This is a genomic window from Kaistella rhinocerotis (genome assembly GCF_030243905.1).
GTDB lineage: Bacteria > Bacteroidota > Bacteroidia > Flavobacteriales > Weeksellaceae > Kaistella > Kaistella rhinocerotis.
Genome location: NZ_JASSYY010000001.1, coordinates 1,030,732 through 1,050,226 on the forward strand (window position 1 = coordinate 1,030,732; position 19,495 = coordinate 1,050,226).

Genomic DNA, 19,495 nt, shown 5'->3' on the forward strand with positions numbered 1-19,495 from the left:
ATAATCAATGATGCTCACATTTTTATACACTACCTGGGACCCCGCGACGGGCATTAATTTAGGACCGTTCACGCTGCACTATTACAGCCTCATGTTTGTGCTGGCATTCGGTCTAGGTTATGTGATAATGTCGAAAATCTACAAAATTGATAATGTCAACCTTAAATATGTGGAGCCACTTTTCACGTGGACACTGGTTGGAACTATTCTGGGTGCCAGATTAGGGCATGTTATTTTTTATCAGCCAGAATTGTTTAAAGAAGATTTTTGGTCAGTTTTTTTACCTATTCAAACCAAACCTGAACTTAAATTTACAGGATTTGCGGGACTTGCGAGCCACGGAGCCACCATCGCATTGATCTTCACAACATTATATTACGCTTACAAAGTAATCAGGAAAAATCCGTTCTGGGTGTATGACAGAATAGGGATTGTAGTTGCTTTAGGAGGTGCTTTCGTAAGGATCGGAAACTTTTTTAATTCTGAAATCATCGGAAAACCTGCGCCGGAAGGATCTGCGTTTGCCATCCTCTTCCCGCAGCAAAGTTCCGAATATGGAGCCATCGTACCGCGTTACCCAACACAGCTTTTCGAGGCTGCCGGCTATTTCTTACTTTTTATCTTGCTTTGGGTTCTGTACAGATACACAAACAGGAAATATCAGCAAGGCTGGCTTTTTGGGCTCTTCTTCATTATCCTGTGGGCAGTACGTTTCTTCGTTGAGTTCCTGAAAGAGCCGCAGGGCGATGAATTCATTCAATTTGCCGGTCTGAATACGGGACAGATACTTTCGTTGCCATTCATGTTAGCCGGATTCTTCATTATGTGGTATTCTAAAAACAACCGCATTACCGAAGCGGAGAACGAAAAACCGGAATAGTGCAGGAATCATTTAGTGAATTTGCCCTTTCTTTTCACTTAAACATTTAAATACCGAACCTAACTCTGAGATTAGGTCTGTAGGAAGCATGGCCTCCACAGATGATTTTTGCATAGCAAAATCCCCGGCTTTGCCGTGCAGCCAGACGCCAAAGATTGCAGCGTGCGCCGGCTCATATTTTTGTGCGAGCAACGAGGTTATAATTCCGAGTAATACATCGCCGCTACCGCCCTTTGCCATTCCTGCGTTTCCAGTGGTATTATAATAAACTGAACCATCAGGCAAACAAATTTGGGTGAAATGATCCTTTAAGACAATAGTGACACCGAGTTCTGCCGCCATTTTTTGGGCTAAATCTACCCTTTCATAAGAATTTGCAGTGGAGCCAAACAGCCTTTCGAATTCTTTCGGATGCGGTGTGAGTATTGAATCTTTTGGAATCATTTTTAAGGAATCCGGGTTTGATGCGATGATATTTAATGCATCTGCGTCTATAACCATTGGTTGGGTGCAATCCTGCAAAAACTTCAGGAAAGCTTTGGCTGTGTCGGGATTCGTACCCAGTCCTGGACCAACTCCTACACTTTCATTCTCATTTATCAGGAAAGCCGTCGCATATTGGTCACCATTAAGCTCAAACATTGCTTCGGGACAGGAGGTCTGCAGAATCTCATTCCCGCATTCCGGTGCTTCAATCACAGTCAAGCCGCTTCCGCAATGTACCGCGGCCTGCACAGCGAGCACTGCGGCACCCATCTTTCCGTAGCTTCCGGCGATAATTCTGGTTTTACCCAACTTTCCTTTGTGTGTAAATGGCGATCGCGGTTTATACAATTCAAATATAACCTTATCATCAGCCACGAATTGGTTTGATGGCTCCGACCCAATAAAATTTTTGTGTAAACCGATATCAAGGATGTGGACATTTCCGCAGAAAGTGCCAGTCTCAGGATGCAGGAAAGATTGCTTCCAAAATTGGAAACTCAGCGTATCGTGCGCTGCGAAAACCGTGGCATTTTCCTTAATCAATCGGTCTGCAAACAGGCCTGACGGCAAATCAATTGAGATACGGCGGAGCGGAAGTTCATTTAGAAATTTAAATAACTCGGCGTATTTCCCATCAATCTCACGGTTCAGGCCAGTACCGAACAACGCATCGACCAGTACTGAATTTGCCTCAAAAGCAAATCCGAGTGCCTCTTCCAACTGATAAACGGTGATTTCGGGATGCTCCGCGAGCCGCTGAAAATTGACGGAGCGGGCCTCAGACCCTTGTTCATTACTTTCATCAACGAAAACGTGGGTTGATAAACCGTTGTGACAAAGAAGACGCGCAAGCGCAAGTCCATCGCCGCCGTTGTTTCCGGACCCACAGAAGATGTAAAAAACAGTTTCCCTCGGAATCTTGTCCTCCAGCCATTTTGCGCACGCCTCAGCGGCGCGTTCCATTAATTTAAGTTCGGTGACAGGTTCATGCGCAATAGTATAGGCATCTGCCTTCCGGATTTGGGAGGAGCTAAAAATTTTCATCAGTTGTTAGTTTAAAATAAAAGTATAAAAATATTAGACGTGCGACAATTTTAATATGATTATATTTTTGTGACGCAATATTTTGTTACATTTATAGGACTAAAAAACTAAGATTATGAAATTTATCCAGGAGTTTAAGACCTTTGCTTTTAAAGGTAATGTGATTGATCTGGCGGTGGGTGTGATCATTGGCGCAGCATTTGGCAAAATTGTTTCTTCACTGGTAGAAGATGTCATTACCCCGCTGCTGTTGAATCCCGCTTTGGATGCAGTAGGTGCTAAAAACATCGCGCAACTCAGTTGGCACGGCGTAACTTACGGAAATTTCCTGTCTGCAGTCATTAGCTTTTTATGTATCGCACTTGTACTTTTCTGGTTGATTAAAATTGCCAACAAAGTGGTGAAACCGGCCGAAACAGATGAGGAAGTGGCAACAACAATTACAAAAGATCAGGAATTGCTCATGGAGATCCGCGACCTCTTGAGAAACAGAAATTCCGGTTTGTAATATTTAAAAAATGAAAAGATAAGCCCACTCCTGACCGGAATGGGCTTTTATTTTACTGTATCTGAAGGATGCTGCAAATCTGGGCAGCGAGTGACAGACCTATCCTGTCCTGCGCCTCGAGCGTAGAGGCACCGGTGTGTGGCGTAAGTGATATTTTAGGATGACTTAAGATATTTTTTGCCGGCACAGGTTCATTGGCGAACACATCGAGTCCTGCAAATGAAATTTTTCCCGCATCCAGCGCGGAAACTAAAGCTTCTTCATCAATCACACCACCCCGCGAGCAATTGATAATCGCTGCGCCGTCTTTCATCAGCGCAATTTCACGTTCACCAATCACGTAACCATTTTCCTGTGAAGGAACGTGAAGTGTGATAAAATCTGCGTGCTGCAGTACACCGTCAAGCGGCTCTGTTTCGATATCTACATTGATAAACTGGTTGTTGTAAAAAGTAAGCTTAATGCTTGCGCGGCCTACATTACTGTCCGCAGCTATCACGCGCATTCCCAAACCTAAAGCGATTTTCGCAACCTCCTGACCAATTCTTCCCATGCCGATGATTCCGATCGTCTTCCCGCGAAGTTCAATACCGCGTTCATAAGATTTCTTTAGCTGGCTAAAATTTGTATCGCCCACGAGCGGCATTTTTCGGTTAGAATCATGCAAAAAGCGAACACCTGAAAACAAATGAGCAAAAACAAGTTCGGCAACAGATTCCGAAGAAGCTGCTGGCGTGTTGATCACGTGAATATTTTTGGAGCGCGCGTAATCTACATCAATATTATCCATACCTACCCCGCCACGTCCGATGATCTCTAAAGTAGGACACGCGTCAATGAGTTCTTTGCGCACCGTCGTTGCACTGCGCACCAACAGAGTACGGATTCGGTGTTCATTGATGAAATCTGCAAGGAATTCCTGGGGAATGTTGGTTGTAATTACGTCAAATCCTTTTTGGGTAAGCGCCTCCACGCCTGAACGGTCTAATCCGTCGTTTGCTAATATCTTCATGCTTCTGCTTTAGTCTTTAAATACCTCAATTGTCACCTGCTTTTCTACCATATCCGTGAATTTTCCCTTGTAGCGTGTTGCCTTCACTAGATGATTATCTATCCAGTGATAGTTGCCACCTCGCGGCTTCCCGCACAGAACGCTGTGGTATCTGAATCCGTGTTTATCGAGCCAATCTACCGTAATTTGCTTTAAATCTTCAGTTCTTGAAGTAAAGAAACAAATGATGTGACCCTGATCATACCAGCGGTTGATGGTTTCCAAAGCATCGGGATAAGGTTCACATGTCACCATGCGTTCAGGTTCTTCATTCGGAATGTCGTCTGTAATGGTACCGTCAATATCAATCAGGTAATTCTTGATATGGCCTTTCAGCATTGGGCTCAGGTGATCTTTGTATTCTAACTCCATCGGAAAATTTTTAGGAAGGGGCAAAATTACAACATTTCGTTGGTTACCGGCAGTATTTCTTATTAACATGCTATGCACCAAGTGGTAAGATTTGGTCTTAAAATTTGAGCATCCGCTTTATAAACCCTAATTTTGTAAGGATGGAAGAACAGGTAGTTTTAGTTTCCAGGAACGACGAAGTTTTAGGCGTGATGGAAAAGATGCAGGCGCACCAAAACGGTATTTTGCACCGCGCGTTTTCGGTATTTTTGTTTAATGAGAATGGCGAAATGCTGTTACAGAAGCGGGCTGACGGAAAATATCATTCGCCGGGTCAGTGGACCAACGCTGTATGTTCTCATCCGCGGATCGATGAAACGTACAAAGAAGGCGCAAAACGCAGGTTACAGGAAGAACTTGGAATAGAAGCGGAACTTACAGAAAAATTCCATTTTACGTATAAAGCGGACGTCGGCCAGGACTTGTGGGAACATGAGCTGGACCATGTGTTCACCGGAAAATATGATGGTGAAATAGATTTCAACACTGAAGAAGTGTCTGAAATACGTTACATCACCATGGAAAATCTGGATGCTGAGATGGCGGCCAACCCGGAAAACTTCACGGAATGGTTCAAAATCATCCTGAACGAATATAAACATCATCTGTAAAACCACGGGAACCTCTGGGTGAGGGGAAAATGCCTGAACTTTTAGCCCGGATTGCAATGGCATCCCCCGGCGGCGCGCAAGCGGTGACTGGGATAAAATGGAAAGCCGGCGCAGACTTCAGGAGATGAAAAAAATTTCGGGCTCCAAAAAAATATAAAAATCTGAACAATGAATAAAACGGCCTTATTTGACAAACATGTTTCGCTGGGCGCGAAGATGGTTCCTTTTGCAGGATTTGACATGCCTGTGCAATACAGCGGTGTGACCGAAGAGCACTTTGCGGTGCGCGAGAAAGTTGGAATTTTTGACGTTTCACACATGGGCCAGTTTCTGGTAGAAGGTGCTGCGGCCAAAGACCTGCTGCAATATGTGACTACAAATAATGTTGACAACCTGGAGACCGGAAAGGCTCAGTACACTTGCTTTCCCAACGGAAATGGCGGCATAGTGGACGATGTGATCATCTACAAGATGGCTGACGAAAAGTATTTTGTGGTGGTAAATGCTTCGAACATTGAAAAAGACTGGGAACACCTTACGAAACACAATGAAAAATATAACGCGACACTCACGAACAGGTCCGATGAGCTGTCATTGATTGCGATCCAAGGTCCGAAAGCGGCTGAAACATTGCAGAAACTTACGGATACCAATCTTTCTGAGCTTCCTTATTATCATTTCACTGAAGGCAATGTGGCTGGCGTGAGTGATGTGATGATCTCCAACACTGGTTACACGGGCAGTGGCGGTTTCGAAATTTACTTTGAAAATGCAAGTGCCGAAAAAATTTGGATTGCACTGACGGAAGTCGGCGCCGAGTTTGGTCTTTTGCCATGTGGACTTGCCTCGCGCGACACACTGCGACTGGAAAAAGGTTTTTGCCTGTACGGAAATGATATCGATGATACTACGTCGCCGCTTGAGGCCGGTTTAGGCTGGATTACGAAATTTGACAAAGATTTTGTAGATAAAGAATTATTCGCGAAACAGAAAGAAGAAGGCGTAACCAAAAAACTCGTGGGTTTTGAGATGCAGGAACGCGCAATTCCGCGGCATGGCTACGAACTGGAAGATGCGGAGGGCAACAAGATTGGAACGGTGACTTCGGGGACGATGAGCCCGATGAAAAATATCGGAATCGGGTTGGCGTATGTTAATAAACCACATTTCAAGATTGGAACTGATATTTTCGTGAAGATCCGGAACAAAAGCGTGCCGGCGAAAGTGGTGAAACTTCCTTTTGTTTAAGTTATCATATTAAATAAAAAGTCGGCTGGAAATCCTTCCAGCCGACTTTTTTTGCATTTAAAATCAATAACTCTAATTATTTTATTTCGATGGTTTTCACGTTCTGCATGGTCACCTCTTTTTTCGGGACATCAATTTTCAGGATGCCGTCTTCATAAGACGCCTCTATCCTATCCGCTTCTACAACCTCCGGCAGTGTGAAAGAACGCGAGAATGAACTGTAATTGAACTCGCGGCGTGTGAAAGCCCCATTATTATCTTTTTCCTCGCTTTCAGACTGTCTTTCGCTCGAGATAGTGAGCACATTTCTTTCAAGATTGATTTTGAAATCCTCTTTCTTGATTCCCGGCGCTGCTACCTGAATCTCGAAGCCGGCTTCATGTTCTTTTACGTTTACGGAAGGAAGTGTGAAGTCAGTCTTCTGGAATCTTGGTGTCGCAAAATCGAATAAATCTTTGGTGATGAAATCATCGAAAAAACTGTTTCTTCTGATTAGGTTAGACATTGCTTTTAAATTTTTAAGGTTAAACTTCAACTTATTTGCATCCTTAAACACAAAAAAAATGCCCGCTCACTTTGGCGGACATTTTTTCATAAATATACTGCTGTTCAGGTCATTATGACTTTTAAAAAGCTAAATTAAAAATTCAAACCTGAAAATTTGTCATATATTAACCATTGAGTTCAGCAAAGAATCCGCGCAGCGCATCGAGGTTCTTCTTTTCGCTTCCAATGAATATTTCTTTGTCTGTAATGAAAACCGGACGTTTCAGAAAAGTATAATGATCCAGGATCAGTTCGCGGTAATCTGCTTCCTGCAAAGTCTTCGGATTGATCTCGCGAAGTTTGATCTGGTTAGATTTTTTGCTGAAAAGTGCTTCGTAAGAGCCGGCCAATTTGTACATCTCATCTAGTTCTTCCTCTGTGACCGGATTTATTTTAATCTCGCGCATCTCCCAATCTTTCAGGTTATATTTTTTAATGATTTTCAGGCAGGTATCGCAAGTTCTTAAGTAAAATACTTTTTTCATAGTTCAAAAATAGTCTTATTAATAATAAATAAAGAAAGTTTTTTAATGTTGATTTGTTAAAACTTTCAGGGCATCATCATTTGCAGTTATTTGAAAAACTCCCTTCTTGTGGGAAGAGAGTTTATCTTGATTTCTTAAAAATTATCTCGCAATATTAACTGACCTTGTCTCACGGATCACGGTGACGCGCACCTGGCCCGGGTAGGTAAGTTCATTCTGAATTTTTTCTGAAATGTCGTAAGACAGTTGTGAAGACTGGTCATCATTCACACGGCCGCTTTCTACCATTACACGAAGCTCACGTCCGGCCTGGATTGCGTAGGCGCTTGAAACACCGTCAAAACTCAAAGCGGCAGCTTCAAGGTCTTTCAGTCTTTGGATGTAGGACTCTAAAACCTGACGTCTGGCGCCCGGTCTCGCTCCCGAAATAGCATCTGCCACCTGGATGATCGGCGACAAAAGAGAAGTCATTTCCACCTCATCGTGGTGCGCACCAATTGCGTTTACAACCTCTGCATTCTCCCCGTAACGTTCTGCCCACTGCATACCAAGAAGTGCATGTGGAAGTTCCGATTCCTGCTCCGGAACTTTACCGATATCGTGCAGAAGTCCTGCTCTCTTGGCTAATTTTACATTTAAACCAAGTTCAGCCGCCATTGTTGCTGCGATATTCGCTACCTCACGCGAGTGCTGAAGAAGGTTCTGGCCATAAGATGAACGGAATTTCATTCGTCCGACAATTTTCACCAATTCCGGATGAAGCCCGTGAACACCAAGATCGATTACGGTACGTTTACCAACCTCAATGATTTCTTCCTCGATCTGTTTCTTTGTTTTTTCAACAACTTCTTCGATTCTTGCCGGGTGAATTCTTCCGTCAGTTACCAATCTGTGGAGTGAAAGTCTTGCGATCTCTCTTCTTACAGGATCGAAACATGAAAGCAGGATCGCCTCCGGCGTATCATCTACTATGATCTCAACACCTGTTGCAGCTTCCAAAGCACGGATATTTCTACCTTCCCGACCAATGATGCGGCCTTTCACCTCATCAGATTCAATATTAAATACAGACACAGAGTTTTCTATCGCCTGTTCGGTACCGATTCTCTGGATTGTTTGAATTACAATTTTCTTGGCTTCCTGCTTTGCATTGAGCGTGGCTTCCTCCATAATGCTTTGAACATGAGCCTGCGCACGGGTTTTGGCTTCAGATTTCATCGCTTCCACCAGTTCGTTTCTGGCTTCTTCGGCAGAATAATTGGCTACTTTCTCTAGCATCTCAACTTTCTGGGCAGTCGCTACGTCAAGTTCCTGCTGTTTTCTTTCGATTACTTCCTGTTTCTTGTTATAATCAGCGATTTTACGTTCAAGCTCTTTCTCCAGTTTTCCGGTTTTGCTCAGTTCATCGTTCAGCTTGTTTTCTTTGTCTTTTGTACGCTTTTCTGCTTCCTGCATTTTTCGCTCACGCGCCTGGATATCAGCATCATGCTGGGACTTCAGTTCAAGGAATTTTTCCTTAGCCTGAAGCTGCTTTTCCTTGCGTACAGATTCTGCCTGCACATTCGCTTTTTCTATAAGGTTTTCGGCGTTTTTGCGCGCATCATCGATGATGAATTTCGCTTTGGCATTGAGCGAACTTTTCGAGAAAAGTATCCCTGCCAACGCACCTCCGATGAGGCAGACGATGCCGACAATAATGGTTGTTATCATATATGTTTAGTTTTAATAATGTTCATATTCAAAAAAAAATCGGTTCAATTTGCCAATAAGGCATAAAAAAGCCTACAATAATTCAGTGATTTAGAGTAAACTCCTAATCAACACGATTTGAACTGATTTTCACTTTCTGTAATCCGGGCAGGCCGGCGCGCCATCAAGTGAACTTTCGTCCGGTAATTGTTTAGCGTTGAGTTTACCTTAATGTGTTAGAACTATTGTAGGCAGTCGGTTGTCGGGCAGAGAAAAATCTACTCTTCCACTGCGTCCAGCAGTTTGCTGATCTCCTGGATCCGCTCGCTGGCCGCGTTCATATTTTTTTCGTTGCTCAGGGCAATCACTTCAGCGTTGGTCCCCAGTTTAAGGGCGCACATTGCCAAGGCATCCTGTTTATCCCTTACATCGAAGTTTTGCTCAAAATCTTTAATCATACCCTCGATCTGCTTTCCTACTTTTCTAAGGGTTTCTTCTTCCGCAGACGGCACATTCAGCGGGTAGGTTCTCCCGGCAATGTTGATGGTTATTCTTCTTACTTCCATTTATAAGCCGCTATTCTGAAGTTCGGCAATGCATTGGTCTACTTCCTTTATCAGACGGTTGATGTGGTTTTTCATCAGCCTGTTGTGATCTGGATTTCCGCTGATTGCTGAGTAAAGTTTAATATTTTTCTGTTCTTCTGCCAATACCTGATTTTTTTTCCGCTCTTCATCGTATCTGTTTTTCAGTTCCTCATGTTCTTTTGAGAGTTCTGAATACTTCTCGCTGATACTCTTGTAGCTTTTGCTAATGCTTAGAATCTTTTTCTCTAATTCCGAAAAATTATTTTCAAGGTCCTTCAGCATTTTTCAGGTTCAATTTATTCTAACTGTTAGCAAAAGTAGGAAATTTTGGGTAATACTGACGCTTATTTTAAGAATATCTTAGCGTAAGCAACAGGCGAAGTGCTGTGTTTCAACTTCCGACAGTAAGTCAGGAGTATTTACTCAAACTTCAGCACAAACATGAAAGCTCGGCTTTTCGCGCTTACGATCGCCGGCGTCCAATACGGTGGCGTATCGGCATTGTCGGGAACCATTTCGTCATTGATCATGAAGGTGCCTCGGAAACCCGGTGTAAGCTTGAATCTGCTGAAATAAAACTGCATACCGATCTCGGCTGACCACGCGAAATTGCTCGAAGTGGAACGGAAAAGGCCCTGCGAATTATCATCTGCTGCGTTGGAATTTGACTGCAAATTCAGCATCCAGTTTACACCTGCCGCGGCGTAAGGTCGGGAATTATACCAACGGTCACCGTGGATCTCAATAAGTAATGGTAGATCTACGTAGGTAGATTTTATAGTTCGGAGTTTATCCGCATCGCTCAAAACACGAGGCGTAAACGGCGGGTTGGAGTTGGTGCCTGCAGCAAACCGGTCATTAGCCTGTGTATCAAAATAAAGTTCTCTTTCAACAAACTGCAGCCCGGGTTCAAATCTAAGGTCAAAATTTTCATTCAGGCGCAGTTTACCGATAAGGCCCGCGCCGAAACTGTACGTGGATTTGCTTTGCACAAGATTTTTCTGTCCGTCCATCCCGAATTTAGGGTCCAAAACGAGTTTATAATCGAAATTATTACCAGCGAGATAAAACCCGTAGCTGAATTTTTGGTTATCAAATCCTTCAAGGTTGTCCATCCGGTCCTTATTGCGGAAAAGCTGCGCACTGCTGAGTGTGGCAACTAGAATGGCTGTAAGAACATTAAGCTTTGAAAATATTTTCCGCATATTATTTGGTTGCCTTATAAATAGTCGCAATGCCCAGACTAAGTTTTTTATACTCTACTTTACTGAAACCACTGTTCAAAAGTATGTTTTTCATCTTTTCACCGAACGGAAACGCATTCACCGAGTCCGGCAGGTACGTGTAAGCGCGGTTATCTTTGGAAACCAGACGCCCGATGAGCGGCAGGATATTCTTAAAATAAAACATATAAAACGGACCCAGAAAGCCTTTAACTTTCGAAAATTCCAAAATATAAACGCTTTTTTTCTCCTGCACCACACGGCTCAGTTCAGCCAGACCTTTCTCCAGGTTTTCGAAATTCCGGACTCCAAATGCAACGCAAACCGCATCGAATTTATTGCTTTCAAACGGCAGGTTTTCCGCATCACCTTTCTGCATCGAAATAGTTTCGGTAAGATTCGCTTTTTTTATTTTTTCGATTCCTACATTCAGCATCTGCTGTGAAAGATCTAGGCCTACGACCTCTGCGCCGGTACCTTTTTGCACAGCAATAGCGAGATCGCCGGTTCCCGTGGCAACATCAAGCACGAGCTTCGGCTTATCTGCATTCATCCATTTCACAAGCGTGTTGCGCCATAAAACATCGATTTTCATCGAAAGGACATGGTTGAGCAGGTCGTATTTCGGGGCGATGTTATCAAACATCTCCTCTACTTCGCGTTTTTTGCCGGCTTCGGTATTATATGGTTTTATCTGGCTCAAAATCTTTTATTTAAAAATTATAGTACTCTTTATAGTAAATAAGAAAGTCGTCTTTGCGGAAAATCTTGGTACGTGATTCTATTTTCTGGACGTTTTTAATTACTTTATCATAATCTTCATCCACATTGTAATAAAAATCTTCGCTGTAAAGCCTGTTCATCAGTTTTGGTTCGTTCAGGTAGTTTTTATTGTCGATGACAGTGGCTTTTCGGGCAGCTATAAGGGAATCTTTATTAAGTCCATAACCATAAAACTGCTCATTGATATAATAATCCTCATGTGCAATGTTCAGTAATCCGCGTTCTTTTTTCACCTCAAATGCCGAATCATACAGCAAATTCCGCTTGTCATCAAGAACCTTTACATGGTTCCGGCCTTTTTTAAGATCAACCTTAAAGTTTTGGCCGGCGGTAATGGTGTTCTCGCGGCCATTATTCAGAATGAAATAATAGGTATTGTCCGTCGGATTATCTACAAGGTAGTAGTTGCGTTTCGCCAAAAAAAGAAAATAAACACCGAAGGCGAATAATACGGTGAGAACCGCGATGATCAAACCCTTTGTAGATGCACTTATTTTCATATTTAATTTTGTAGTAATCCCGAGCAAATTTAATAATAATTTTGCTTCTTGATGATACAATATTAATCATTAACTTTGCTTTAAATTTTTCAATTTAAAAAATGCCGAACACTATCATTATAGGCTCCGGAAGTTATATTCCAACAAAAATTATCGGGCGCGACCATTTTATGGATTCCGTTTTTTATACGGATGAAGGCGATAAAATAGACAAACCGGTAGAAGAAATCATCCAGAAGTTTGTAGAAATCACCGAGATTGAAGACCGCCGTTATCTGGAAGATGATGAGTTTAATTCAGACCTCGGTTTCCGCGCGGCCAAAGAGGCCATTTATGACGCGGGAATTGATCAGGAAGAACTGGATTACATTATCTACGCCAGCAACTTTGGCGAAGTTGACAAAAATGGCATGACGAATTTTATGCCTTCAATGTCTGCCCGTGTGAAAAACAAACTGGGCATCAGAAACCGCAAATGTGTAAATTACGATATGATCTTCGGTTGCCCGGGCTGGGTAGAAGCAATGATCATGGCGGATACACTTATCAAAGCTAAAAAAGCCAAACTTATCCTAGTAATAGGGTCTGAAACGCTAAGCCGTGTAACTGACGCCTATGACCGTAACAAGATGATTTTTGCAGACGGCGCCGGCGCTGTGGTGGTAAAAGCAACAGACGACGAAAATGTCGGGATTATCGCTGATTCAACACTTTGTGATAACGATTCTGAACTTCAGTATCTGGAAAATGCACCTTCTCTGAAACAGGACGAAGACCGTAAACCACTCTACATCAGGATGCATGGCCGTAAAATTTACGAATATGCGCTGAAAAATGTTCCGATTGCCATAAAAGAAACCATTGACCAGGCTGGGCTTAGCATTGAAGATATCGATAAGATCCTGATTCATCAGGCCAACGCGAAGATGGATTATGCGATGATTTCTAGACTTTTTAAACTATACGGCATCACTAACTATGATCACTCGATTGCGCCGATGACCATCCAACAGTTAGGAAATTCATCAGTTGCGACCATTCCTACCATGTTTGACCTCATCATCAAAGGTGAGATGAAAGGACATTCATTCAAAGAAAAAGGAACGATCGTCTTTGCGTCTGTAGGCGCGGGAATGAACATCAACGCGCTGGTGTACAGGTTTCCCTAATTAAGATTTAAGTTTTTAAGAAATAAAAGCACAAAACCATTTCAGTTTGTGCTTTTTTAATGAAGACAAATGCAGAAAAACATCCTCATCATCACCGGCATCACATTTTTGCTGGAGTTTTACGTATATCAGGCATTCCGAACAGTGGTTTCGAATCCCTGGCTGCGCACCGCATATTGGATCATCACAATTCTTACCTACGCGTACTTCATTTTTGAAGTGATGAGCTTTCGGCGGGAAGACCGTGATCATCACCGCGTACAGATCGTCGCTTCGCTCTTCTTAATATTTATATTGCCGAAACTTTTCGTGGTTTTCTTTCTATTCATAGAAGATATTTCGCGGTTTTTCAGGTACCTGTTTACCTTCTTTGCACAGCCGGAGACTTATTATCCTGAACGCCGAAAGTTCATGAGTTTAACGGGACTGGCGATCGCGGGCGTTTTTTCGGCACTGATCATTGATGGTATTGCGTTCGGCAAATACCGGCACCGCGTGCGGAAAGTAAAACTGAAAATTCCAGGTTTACCGGATGTTTTTAAAGGCTATAAGATTATCCAAATTTCCGATATTCACGCGGGAAGTTTCTTTAATCCCGCCAAACTCCAGCCTGCGATCGATCTGATAAAAGCGCAAAACGCAGATATGGTCTTGTTTACGGGCGATATGGTGAATAATTATGCACAGGAATTTGAGCCTTTCGTAAAAATGTTTGCTGAAATAAAAGCCAAAGACGGCAAATTCTCCGTGCTCGGAAACCACGATTACGGCGATTACGCAAAATGGCGCACCCAGGCCGATAAAGACCGTAACATTCCATTTCTTACCGAACTTCAGCAGCAGGCAGGTTTTGAACTTTTAAGAAACGAAAACCGCGTAATTCAGCGTGGAGAGGAAAAAATCTATCTTTTGGGCGTTGAGAACTGGGGAATAAAGCCTTTTCCGCAATATGGCGACCTCAATAAAGCCGTGGCGGGAATCCCAGTTTCAGCTGTGAAGATCCTGATGAGCCATGATCCGACGCATTTTGATGAAATTGTGAAAAAACATCCGGCCAATGTACAGTTGACGCTTTCTGGCCACACACACGGCATGCAATTCGGACTCGACCTGAAGAATGTGCGCTGGTCACCGGTTCAGTACCGCTACAAAAAATGGGCGGACCTGTATGAAAGTGAGGGCAAATATCTTTATGTAAACCGCGGTTTCGGCGTTATCGGTTTTCCGGGTCGCGTGGGTATAGAGCCTGAGATCACACTGTTTGAACTTCAATAATCAGCATGGATATTATATTTCAAAAAGCAAGCGAAAAAGAAGTGGCACTGATTCAGTATCTCGCGGAAAGATCCTGGCGCAGCGCATACCGCGAGATCCTTTCTGCGGAACAGATCGATTATATGCTTGCTGAGATGTATTCAGAATCAGAACTTATCAACCAACTTCAAACCTTAGAATATCAATATTACATTATTATTTTCGAAGGAAACGCGGTTGGATTTATGGGATATGAACTGCATTATGAACCGAATACCACGAAGCTTCACCGCTTATATCTCATTCCGGAAGTTATCGGGAAAGGCCTCGGAAAAGCTTTTATTTCATTTTTAAAGGCAAGAGTCGCGGATTTTGGCGACCAGCGGATCATCCTGAATGTGAATAAGAACAATCCGGCAAAGAAAATTTACGATTCCCAGGGATTTAGAGTATATGGCGAATCCGTTATTGACATCGGAAAAGGTTTCGTGATGGATGATTATCTGATGGAACACCATCTTTAACGCCCTTTTTAATCTTCCCGGAAAAAATATTTGGTACAGTTTTAGAAAGTATCGCTTTATAACATAAAAAAATAAAGCTATGATACGTACAGACCTACTCACCAAGATAAAATTTTTCGCAGTTTCACTTTTTCTTACATTCACTTCTCTAGTGCTAACCGCACAGGAACGTGGCGCCGATTTCTCGGTAGAAGCCGAAGACCAGGGCAAAGGTCCCGGAGCCGAAAGTTTCATGAGCAACCCGCTGCTTTTGGTTGTTGGTGCATTGATTTTGGTCACTGCGGTGGTATTTATCCTTAAAGGAAGAAAAAAATAATCAAATTCAAATATGGCCGTAACCTCTTTGGTTGCGGCATTTTTTATTTAAAATTAGATATTCAATAAAATCACATCACCCAATTTTGGTACGCTTTTAGAATATCTCAGTTCATAACATTTAAAAAAATAAAATTATGACACGCGCTAACCTACTTACGAAAATCCAGTTTTTTACATTGGCAATCATTGCAAATTTTGCCACCATTTTAGTTAAGGCTCAGGAAGGAGCTGCCGACCTGAATGTGGATGTAGATGTAGACAAAGGCGGCGCAGCGTGGATGAGCAACCCACTGGTTTGGGTAATCGGTGCGCTGGTTCTTATCGTAATCATCGCCTTGGTTGCAAGAGGCGGCGGAAACAGAGAATAATTTCGATCACCAATTCATATTAACACGGAAATCCCGAACAGCATGTCTGTCCGGGATTTTTTTATTACTGTAAGTATTGATTTCTTTAAATTTCCAAAGCTTTCTGGTAAGCGGCATCAATGCCCGCCAGGTTTTTACCTCCGGCTGTGGCAAACCCCGGATTACCGCCGCCGCCGCCCTGTATCTCTTTGGCCAGTTCTTTTACAATTTTTCCGGCATGGTATGTACTTTCAAGGTCTGAAGAAACACCCACCGTGATCATCGGTTTATCTCCGGCGTCTGAAATAATGATAATGATTGAACTCGGCACCTCTTTTTTAAGCTGAAACACGATGTCTTTTACACTTCCGGCTTCCAGTGAGGCTTTCTTCACCAAACGTTTATGGTCACCTTTTTCTATAAAGTCGTTTTTCCAGTTGGCCGTTTCGCCCTGCGCCTTTTCTTTTTTGAGTGATTCGATTTCTGCTTTTAATGCCGAATTCTCCGAAATTAATTTCTCAACCGATTTTACAAGGTCTTTAGATTTCAGAAGTTGTGAGATTTCGCTGAGCTGCAGCTCAAGATTCTGGAAATATGCCGCAGATTTATCCCCGGAAATCGCTTCGATACGACGGATTCCCGCGGCTGTAGAAGATTCGGAAACAATCTTGAAATGCCCAATCTCGCCGGTAGATTTCACGTGTGTACCGCCGCAAAGTTCTTTTGAACTTCCAAATTGGATCATACGAACGGTATCACCATATTTCTCGCCGAAAAGGGCCATTGCACCTTTCGCCATTGCTTCCGCAACCGGAATATCGCGGTATTCCTCCAGCGCAATATTTTCCTTTATTTTTTGATTCACCTTCTGCTCTACCAGTTTCAAGTCATCCTCGCTAAGTTTGGCAAAGTGCGAAAAGTCGAAACGCAGATATTCCGGTCCTACAAACGAACCTTTTTGCTCTACATGCGTTCCTAAAACTTCTCTCAGCGCTTCGTGAAGAAGATGCGTCACTGAGTGGTTTGCCTGGGTATTGCGACGCTCGCCCGTATTTACTTTCGCATAAAAAACAGCGCCGGCATCTTTAGGCAAATCTTTTATCAGTGAAATAATCAGGTTATTTTCTTTTTTGGTTTCAAGGATTTCTATTAAATCTTCTGAAACGTTTAAATCTGCACTGAAATAAAGTTCAGGCTTCGCAATGTTAAATCCTTCAGCATAACTTGGAACCAACAGACCTTTATCGCCTACCTGGCCGCCACCTTCCGGATAAAACGGACTATTAGACAAGACAATTTGGTAATATTCACCGTCTTTATTTTCAATTTTTCGGTATCGCGTGATGTAGGTTTCGGTTTCCGTTTGGTCATAACCTACGAACTGTTGCTCTTTTTCCTCCAGTATTACCCAATCGTAAACTTTCTGCGCCGACGATTTTTTCGAGCGTTCTTTCTGCTTCGCCATTTCTTCATTAAAGCCTGCTTCGTCCACGGTCAAACCTTTTTCTTCCGCGATGATCCTTGAAAGGTCTGCAGGAAAACCGTAAGTATCGTAAAGTTCAAAAACCGCCGCGCCCGGAAGCGACTTTTCATTTTTCGAAAGGGTATCATTAATGACTAAATCAATCCTTTTCAGGCCCAATTCAATCGTTTTCAAAAACGAGATTTCTTCCTCTTTTATTACCTCAGTCACGAGTTTCTGCTGACGGCTAAGTTCCGGGAAGAAACCGCCCATCTCGTTATTAAGCACAGCCACCAACTCGAATAAAAACGCTTCGTTCATTCCTAAAAAACGGTAGGAATAAGAGATTGCGCGACGCAGTATCCGGCGGATCACATAGCCCGCGCCACCGGTCGAAGGCAGCTGTCCATCGGCAATGGCAAATGCCACCGCACGGATATGATCTACAACCACACGGATCGCGATATCTTTTTCGTCAGCCAGAATTCCAGTATATCTAAGTCCTGAAAGTTGCTCTACCTTTTCAATCAGCGGCGTGAAAACATCGGTGTCATAATTGGAAGTCTTTCGCTGAAGTGCCATACACAGACGTTCGAAACCCATTCCGGTATCCACGTGCTGTGCCGGAAGTTTTTCGAGTGTCCCGTCTGCTTTCCGGTTAAATTCCATGAAAACCAAATTCCAGATTTCCACTACCTGTGGGTGATCATTATTCACGAGTTCGAGCGCTGAAACCGACTTTTTTTCCTTTTCAGTGCGAAGGTCCACGTGAATTTCTGAGCACGGTCCGCATGGTCCGCTCTCACCCATTTCCCAGAAATTATCTTTTTTATTGCCGTTGATGATACGGCTTTCGTCTACATGTTTTTTCCAGAAATCATACGCATCCTGGTCGCGCGCAAGATCTTCTGAGGCATCGCCTTCAAAAATAGTCACATAAAGATCCTCTTTCGGAATTTTATAAACTTCCGTAAGAAGCTCCCAGGCAAAATCAATTGCATCTTTCTTGAAATAATCGCCAAAAGACCAGTTGCCCAGCATTTCAAACATCGTGTGGTGATACGTATCACGACCTACATCATCCAGATCATTATGCTTTCCAGAAACACGCAGACATTTTTGCGTATCAGCGATCCGTGGTGCTTTTGGTTCCTTATAACCCAAAAAATAATCTTTAAACTGCGTCATCCCGCTGTTCGAGAACATCAGCGTGGGATCATCTTTGAGCACGATAGGGGCAGATGGCACGATAAGATGATTTTTTGCCTTGAAAAAATCTAAAAACTGCTGGCGGATCTGTTGTGAAGTCATAGTAAGCAATTGGATAATGGCTAAGTTTGAATGTGCGCAAATTTAATGATTTTTGACGGAGTTTTCACGCGCCGCCCGGTAGATTCAAAATATCCCGCGGAACTGGAATTTATCAGTCTAAAACTGCCGCTTAAACGCACTAAAATTCGTAAATTCGCCTCCAAACAAATCATACATAATGAGCAAAAGTATTGAAGAGCTGAAATCTCTTGCAACACAGATCAGAAGGGACATTATTCGAATGGTACACGCAGTGAATTCCGGTCATCCCGGTGGAAGTTTGGGCTGTACCGAATACTTTACCGCCCTCTACGGAAAAGTGATGAATTATAAGCTTCCGTTCACTATGGAAGGAAAAGATGAAGATCTTTTTTTCCTTTCAAACGGGCATATTTCACCGGTTTTCTATTCCACTCTCGCACGTTTCGGGTTTTTTCCGGTAGAGGAACTTAAGACTTTCCGAAAACTCAACACAAGACTTCAGGGTCACCCTACTACCCATGAAGGTCTGCCGGGTGTGCGCGTTGCTTCCGGATCGCTGGGGCAGGGACTTTCGGTAGCTGTAGGTGCGGCGCTCGCAAAGAAAATGGATGGCGACAAGTCGCTTGTCTATACGCTTCATGGCGACGGAGAACTGCAGGAAGGCCAGATTTGGGAAGCCCTGATGTTCGCTGCTCATAACAAAGTTGATAATCTGATCTCCACGATCGATTACAACAACCGCCAGATTGACGGAGATGTAGATGATGTTTTAAGTTTAGGAGATTTACATGCAAAACTCGAAGCTTTCGGCTGGAAGGTTTTGAACGAGAAAAACGGCAACGATATGGAGGCCGTAATAGCGATCCTGGAAAAAGCAAAATCTGAGACCGGCAACGGAAAACCTGTCGTGATCATCCTCAATACGGAAATGGGCTTTGGAATTGATTATATGATGGGCTCACACGCTTGGCACGGGAAAGCGCCGAACGATGAGCAACTTGCACTTGGCATCAAGCAACTTTACCTGGAAGCACCGGCGGATTACTAATTTTTTTTGGGCAGACATTTCCGCCCTC

General features: G+C 43.2%; 22 protein-coding genes. 10 read left to right on the top strand and 12 right to left on the bottom strand.

Annotated elements, in window-relative coordinates; genetic code table 11:
- The first annotated feature begins 10 nt into the window (after positions 1-10).
- Entirely contained in the window at positions 11-880 is an 870-nt protein-coding gene (gene lgt / locus QEP06_RS04765; protein ID WP_285269379.1) for a prolipoprotein diacylglyceryl transferase, read from the top strand.
- A gap of 12 nt (positions 881-892) precedes the next feature.
- Here the strand turns inward: lgt and QEP06_RS04770 are convergent, their stop codons facing one another.
- Positions 893-2,410 (bottom strand): NAD(P)H-hydrate dehydratase, encoded by a 1,518-nt coding sequence (locus QEP06_RS04770; protein ID WP_285269293.1) that lies wholly within the window; start codon positions 2,408-2,410, stop codon positions 893-895.
- Positions 2,411-2,525: 115 nt separating this feature from the next.
- Here QEP06_RS04770 and mscL point away from each other — a divergent pair, with 115 nt between their 5' ends.
- Complete coding sequence (mscL, locus tag QEP06_RS04775; protein ID WP_251834155.1) at positions 2,526-2,918, top strand: large conductance mechanosensitive channel protein MscL; 393 nt, start codon at positions 2,526-2,528, stop codon at positions 2,916-2,918.
- 52 nt (positions 2,919-2,970) lie between these two features.
- On the opposite strand, the gene QEP06_RS04780 is transcribed toward mscL, so the two are convergent.
- Positions 2,971-3,930, bottom strand: coding sequence for a D-2-hydroxyacid dehydrogenase (locus QEP06_RS04780; protein WP_285269294.1), 960 nt, complete (start codon positions 3,928-3,930; stop codon positions 2,971-2,973).
- A gap of 9 nt (positions 3,931-3,939) precedes the next feature.
- The gene (locus QEP06_RS04785) at positions 3,940-4,341 is read right to left on the bottom strand and encodes an LNS2 domain-containing protein (RefSeq protein ID WP_285269295.1); all 402 of its coding nucleotides are present in this window, start codon (positions 4,339-4,341) and stop codon (positions 3,940-3,942) included.
- A 140-nt stretch (positions 4,342-4,481) separates the two neighbouring features.
- On the opposite strand from QEP06_RS04785, the gene idi reads away from it, so the two are divergent.
- Both idi and gcvT read left to right on the top strand, forming a co-directional pair.
- Positions 4,482-4,991 (top strand): isopentenyl-diphosphate Delta-isomerase, encoded by a 510-nt coding sequence (idi, locus tag QEP06_RS04790; RefSeq protein WP_285269296.1) that lies wholly within the window; start codon positions 4,482-4,484, stop codon positions 4,989-4,991.
- A gap of 168 nt (positions 4,992-5,159) precedes the next feature.
- Entirely contained in the window at positions 5,160-6,239 is a 1,080-nt protein-coding gene (gene gcvT / locus QEP06_RS04795) for a glycine cleavage system aminomethyltransferase GcvT (protein ID WP_285269297.1), read from the top strand.
- Positions 6,240-6,315: 76 nt separating this feature from the next.
- Here the strand turns inward: gcvT and QEP06_RS04800 are convergent, their stop codons facing one another.
- From QEP06_RS04800 to QEP06_RS04835, 8 genes are all read right to left on the bottom strand, one after another.
- On the bottom strand, positions 6,316-6,744 hold the full coding sequence (locus QEP06_RS04800; protein WP_285269298.1) for an Hsp20/alpha crystallin family protein: 429 nt from the start codon (positions 6,742-6,744) through the stop codon (positions 6,316-6,318).
- Positions 6,745-6,910: 166 nt separating this feature from the next.
- The gene (locus tag QEP06_RS04805; protein WP_251834161.1) at positions 6,911-7,270 is read right to left on the bottom strand and encodes an arsenate reductase family protein; all 360 of its coding nucleotides are present in this window, start codon (positions 7,268-7,270) and stop codon (positions 6,911-6,913) included.
- A gap of 141 nt (positions 7,271-7,411) precedes the next feature.
- A complete protein-coding gene (rny, locus tag QEP06_RS04810) occupies positions 7,412-8,980 on the bottom strand; it encodes a ribonuclease Y (RefSeq protein WP_285269299.1) in 1,569 nt (522 codons plus the stop codon).
- A 257-nt stretch (positions 8,981-9,237) separates the two neighbouring features.
- Positions 9,238-9,525 (bottom strand): cell division protein ZapA, encoded by a 288-nt coding sequence (locus QEP06_RS04815; RefSeq protein ID WP_285269300.1) that lies wholly within the window; start codon positions 9,523-9,525, stop codon positions 9,238-9,240.
- Positions 9,526-9,828, bottom strand: a complete 303-nt coding sequence (locus QEP06_RS04820) for a hypothetical protein (RefSeq protein WP_251834164.1) — start codon at positions 9,826-9,828, stop codon at positions 9,526-9,528.
- A gap of 137 nt (positions 9,829-9,965) precedes the next feature.
- Positions 9,966-10,751, bottom strand: a complete 786-nt coding sequence (gene porT, locus QEP06_RS04825) for a type IX secretion/gliding motility protein PorT/SprT (protein WP_285269301.1) — start codon at positions 10,749-10,751, stop codon at positions 9,966-9,968.
- A gap of 1 nt (position 10,752) precedes the next feature.
- Complete coding sequence (ubiE, locus tag QEP06_RS04830) at positions 10,753-11,472, bottom strand: bifunctional demethylmenaquinone methyltransferase/2-methoxy-6-polyprenyl-1,4-benzoquinol methylase UbiE (RefSeq protein ID WP_425256182.1); 720 nt, start codon at positions 11,470-11,472, stop codon at positions 10,753-10,755.
- 10 nt (positions 11,473-11,482) lie between these two features.
- A complete protein-coding gene (locus tag QEP06_RS04835) occupies positions 11,483-12,052 on the bottom strand; it encodes a hypothetical protein (protein WP_251834166.1) in 570 nt (189 codons plus the stop codon).
- A gap of 101 nt (positions 12,053-12,153) precedes the next feature.
- Here QEP06_RS04835 and QEP06_RS04840 point away from each other — a divergent pair, with 101 nt between their 5' ends.
- From QEP06_RS04840 to QEP06_RS04860, 5 genes are all read left to right on the top strand, one after another.
- Complete coding sequence (locus QEP06_RS04840; RefSeq protein ID WP_285269302.1) at positions 12,154-13,221, top strand: 3-oxoacyl-ACP synthase III family protein; 1,068 nt, start codon at positions 12,154-12,156, stop codon at positions 13,219-13,221.
- A gap of 69 nt (positions 13,222-13,290) precedes the next feature.
- Positions 13,291-14,496, top strand: coding sequence for a metallophosphoesterase (locus tag QEP06_RS04845; RefSeq protein ID WP_285269303.1), 1,206 nt, complete (start codon positions 13,291-13,293; stop codon positions 14,494-14,496).
- Positions 14,497-14,501: 5 nt separating this feature from the next.
- Positions 14,502-14,999 (top strand): GNAT family N-acetyltransferase, encoded by a 498-nt coding sequence (locus tag QEP06_RS04850; protein ID WP_285269304.1) that lies wholly within the window; start codon positions 14,502-14,504, stop codon positions 14,997-14,999.
- 79 nt (positions 15,000-15,078) lie between these two features.
- Entirely contained in the window at positions 15,079-15,315 is a 237-nt protein-coding gene (locus QEP06_RS04855; RefSeq protein WP_251834170.1) for a hypothetical protein, read from the top strand.
- Between the two features lie 136 nt (positions 15,316-15,451).
- Entirely contained in the window at positions 15,452-15,685 is a 234-nt protein-coding gene (locus tag QEP06_RS04860) for a hypothetical protein (RefSeq protein WP_251834171.1), read from the top strand.
- Positions 15,686-15,770: 85 nt separating this feature from the next.
- Here the strand turns inward: QEP06_RS04860 and alaS are convergent, their stop codons facing one another.
- Entirely contained in the window at positions 15,771-18,437 is a 2,667-nt protein-coding gene (gene alaS / locus QEP06_RS04865; RefSeq protein WP_285269305.1) for an alanine--tRNA ligase, read from the bottom strand.
- Positions 18,438-18,615: 178 nt separating this feature from the next.
- Between alaS and QEP06_RS04870 the strand changes: the two genes are divergently transcribed.
- A complete protein-coding gene (locus QEP06_RS04870; protein WP_251834173.1) occupies positions 18,616-19,467 on the top strand; it encodes a transketolase in 852 nt (283 codons plus the stop codon).
- Positions 19,468-19,495: the final 28 nt, after the last annotated feature.